Origin of the sequence: Mesorhizobium sp. M7A.F.Ca.CA.001.08.2.1 (assembly GCF_003998455.1) — a bacterium.
Lineage (GTDB): Bacteria > Pseudomonadota > Alphaproteobacteria > Rhizobiales > Rhizobiaceae > Mesorhizobium > Mesorhizobium ciceri.
In genome coordinates, this window is the sequence record NZ_RZPW01000709.1 from 1 (window position 1) to 3,224 (window position 3,224).

General features: G+C 61.1%; 4 protein-coding genes. 1 reads left to right on the forward strand and 3 read right to left on the reverse strand.

Translation table 11 applies throughout. The annotated features are described in order from the left end of the window. Positions 1-43: 43 nt before the first annotated feature. Positions 44-1,543 (reverse strand): winged helix-turn-helix domain-containing tetratricopeptide repeat protein, encoded by a 1,500-nt coding sequence (locus tag EN914_RS29475; RefSeq protein WP_024505322.1) that lies wholly within the window; start codon positions 1,541-1,543, stop codon positions 44-46. 122 nt (positions 1,544-1,665) lie between these two features. Between EN914_RS29475 and EN914_RS39430 the strand changes: the two genes are divergently transcribed. Further along, positions 1,666-1,923: a hypothetical protein gene (locus EN914_RS39430; protein ID WP_013525360.1), complete on the forward strand. Its 258-nt coding sequence runs from the start codon at positions 1,666-1,668 to the stop codon at positions 1,921-1,923. Between the two features lie 208 nt (positions 1,924-2,131). On the opposite strand, the gene EN914_RS39435 is transcribed toward EN914_RS39430, so the two are convergent. Together EN914_RS39435 and EN914_RS29490 are read right to left on the reverse strand one after the other, a co-directional pair. Further along, positions 2,132-2,398: a winged helix-turn-helix domain-containing protein gene (locus tag EN914_RS39435; RefSeq protein WP_245467552.1), complete on the reverse strand. Its 267-nt coding sequence runs from the start codon at positions 2,396-2,398 to the stop codon at positions 2,132-2,134. Positions 2,399-2,642: 244 nt separating this feature from the next. Then, positions 2,643-3,224, reverse strand: a 582-nt coding sequence (locus EN914_RS29490) for a BBE domain-containing protein (RefSeq protein WP_206527266.1), incomplete at its 5' end; no start/stop codon positions are given.

Below are 3,224 nucleotides of genomic sequence, written 5' to 3' on the forward strand. Positions count from 1 at the left end.
CATGCACGCAACTGCGGCGATGAGTTGTCGGACCGGCTGGATCCTATAAAAAGCCGGCCTTTCTGAAGCCGGAGAGGAAGTGTTCGAAGGAAGATGGGTCTGCGAAGGGAAGGTGGGCAAGGTAGCCAAGCGAGAGGTCCGGTTGCAGCCTCAGTGTGGCTTCGACTGCGACATGCGCCTTTTCCATCTCGCCTAGATGGGCGTAGGCCGCCGCGAGAAAGGCATGGATGAAGAACTGGTCGCCGGCCTTCCGATAAGCGTCGATGGCGTCGGCGTATCGGCCGAGCAGGAAGAGCGCGCTTCCCTTCACCTCCCAGAACCAGACCGGGGGCAACGGGTCGAGCAGTATGGCCCTTTCGAGGACCGCCAAGGACTGCTGAGGCTGGCCGCCGTAGTTGAGCCAGCTTGCATAGTCTCCGGCAATGTTGACGTCGTGCGGATTGAGCGTACGGGCCTGCTGGAAATGCAGTCCGGCATCCCCATGCTGGCGCATATGTACAAGCACGAGACCCATGCTCTGGTTGCAGATGCCGTCATTCCGGTCGAGCAGGAGCGCTGTGCGCGCAGACCGCAAGGCACTTTGCAGCGTACGAGGATCGCGGTCGTACCAGAATCGCGCAACCAGGCACTGCGCTAGATAGGCATGACCTTGAGCAAAAGTCGGATCGAGTTCGGCGCTCCGGGTAAACATGGATTCGCCCTTGTCCATTTCATACTGATGGTAGTGCGCGCGACCCTGCAAGTAGTAGTCGTAGGCGGCCCAATCGGCCGGCGGCGTTCGCCGCGAGCGGCTAGTCGCATCTGCCTCGGCGGCGCCTTGGACGGTTGAAGCCACGAGGGCCGCCACCTCCTCCTGAACCGAAAAGATGTCCTCAAGCGCCCTGTCGTAGCGTTGAGCCCACAAATGGAAGCCGCTGGCGCCGTCGATCAGCTGCGCCGTGATCCGGATACGGCTCCCGAGCCGTCGCACGCTGCCCTCGACGAGGTAGCGCGCGCCGAGTTGCCGGTGGACTTCCGCGGCCTCCGGCGCTGGCCCACGAAACTGAAAAGATGAATTACGCGCGATCACCACGAGCGACCGGTAACGCGCCAGTTCAGTGATGATATCTTCGGTGATGCCGTCGCTCAGATAATGCTGGTCCTGATCGCCGCTCAAATTGGCGAAGGGCAGCACGGCAATGGTGGGTTTGCCGGACGGCGCGATTGGTCGCTGCACTGAACCTTCCGCGCGCTCGACAGGCGCGGTGAAGCGGTAGCCGACGCGAGGCACGGTGGCGATCCAGTCGCCACCTTGGTCGGTGGGGCCGAGCGCCTTCCTCAGCGTCGCAATCTGGACGGTGAGATTGCTTTCCTCGACCGCTAGGCCCGGCCAGGCAGCTTCCATCAGCTCGGCCTTGGTCAGGATGTCGCCGGGCCGGGCCGCAAGCGTGGCGAGCAGCGTGATGCCGCGATGCCCGATGGAGATCGGTATTTCATGTCGCAGGAGCGTCCCCTTCTCAGGGTCGAGCACGAACGGACCAAAGGTGAGGTGAACCCGTTGCATCCCGCCATATTAAACGTTTCGGAATTTTTCGGAACAGTTTCGGCCGCGCTTTAGTACGCAGGTCCGCTCATCCGCCAAAGTAGCGTTATCGATTTTAGCAGCACCAAGAAAGGACGAGCCAAATGAGCACGCAGCTTTCTCTTACCTCAAGACTCTACCAGTCTCTCTGGAGCGAACAGCCGACGTGGACGACTGAACCGGTATCGGTCTGGGCGAGACTCTTCGCCCTGCGCGGCCTGGTCGCGGTCTGGCGCGAGCGCAAGTACTATCGCGAGGAACTGAAGCGACTGGCGGAAGATGGGCCTCAGCGGATCGACGACGTCGGTCTCACCCTGGCTGCCGTCGAGGCGGAACTTCAAAAGCCGTTCTGGAAGGCGTGATTTGCATCCATAGCTGTGAACGATTGTCTGCACAGGGCCAGCAAACTCCGCAAGTACTGTCTCATCGCCGCCGCAAAGACACGACCGGTATGTTCTATCAGTAGCCGATCAAGGACCTGCCTGTAGGCCGTGGTAGGTGCAGCAATGCTCCGCTCATCCTGGCCTGCCGGCCGGACCTCGGCGGCCAATTCTGCCGCCAGAATTGTAATCATTCTTGGTCCGGCATTTGAGGGAAGGACCAACCTGTAACCGCGCGTCGGCACTGTCTGCACGACGGCCTGGCGACTGTCGTGAGCGCCGCACGGATCTCGTGAATGCATTGGACCAGGCTGTCATCGGTGACGGCTAGCCCGTTCCAGACCGCCGTCATCAACTCGTCCTTGGTGATGACGCGATCAGCGTTCTCCAGAAGGTGGCGAAATACCGCGAAGGTCTGGTGGCGAACTGCGATTGTCCTGTTGAATTGGTCGCGCAAGGTCTCCCTACTCACGTCGGCGGTTACGCCGTTGAGTACGAACGTTGTAGGCGGCGAGCTATTCAAGCCGGTTCCCCTCAAGCACGAAGCCGCAGTCCAATACTAGCACGGTTTCGCGCTGCGAAGACTGATCATCATCCAGCGCGTGCGGGGAGCTCGGATTTCGGCGAATGATCGTAAGCCGTTCGTGACTTGGCAAATGCCCAGGCGAGAGTCGCTACCGTACGCCGACTTGAATTGTGCGTTAGTGCATTGGCAGGATGTTCTGGTTGAGGCGGAACAGATTGTCCGGATCGTATCTGTGCTTGATCTTGGCGAGCCTCCCATAGGCTTCGGCTCCCAAGGCGTCGCGTACGAGGTCCGCTCCTTCGCCATGGCCGGGGAAGTTCAGATAGAGGCGCCCGGTCGAGTAGCGCTGCACGTCCTGCCAGAAGCTGCGAACCCAGCTGATGTTCGCGTCGTCCTCATCAGCGCCTGGCCAGATGGCATCGAGGCTGAGCATGAAGGGCATGGACCGGTCACCGAAGGCAGTGGCATCGGCTGCAACGCGCTGGACGAAACCGCCGAACTTCCAGATCGAGGCGAAGGTCATTTCGGAGGGCCGCTTCGCCATCCGCGCGGTGATCTCCCCGATGACCTCGTCGTCGAGGCGCGAGAGGTAGGTGGATTTCCAGTAGCAACGGTCGCGGCCTTTCGGGAACAGGCCGTCATAGAGCGACTGGATGGTGCGATACGGCATGCGGCCGCTGAAATCGACAAGCGGTGCTCCAAAACTGCGTAAGGGCGCCACGACCCGCTCGCCCTCGTCGGCCAGTCCGTCATAGAC

Coding starts and splice junctions, on each gene's coding strand:
- EN914_RS29475 (WP_024505322.1), bottom strand. CDS start 1,543: ATGCAACGGGTTCACCTCACCTTTGGTCCGTTCGTGCTCGACCCTGAG.
- EN914_RS39430 (WP_013525360.1), top strand. CDS start 1,666: ATGAGCACGCAGCTTTCTCTTACCTCAAGACTCTACCAGTCTCTCTGG.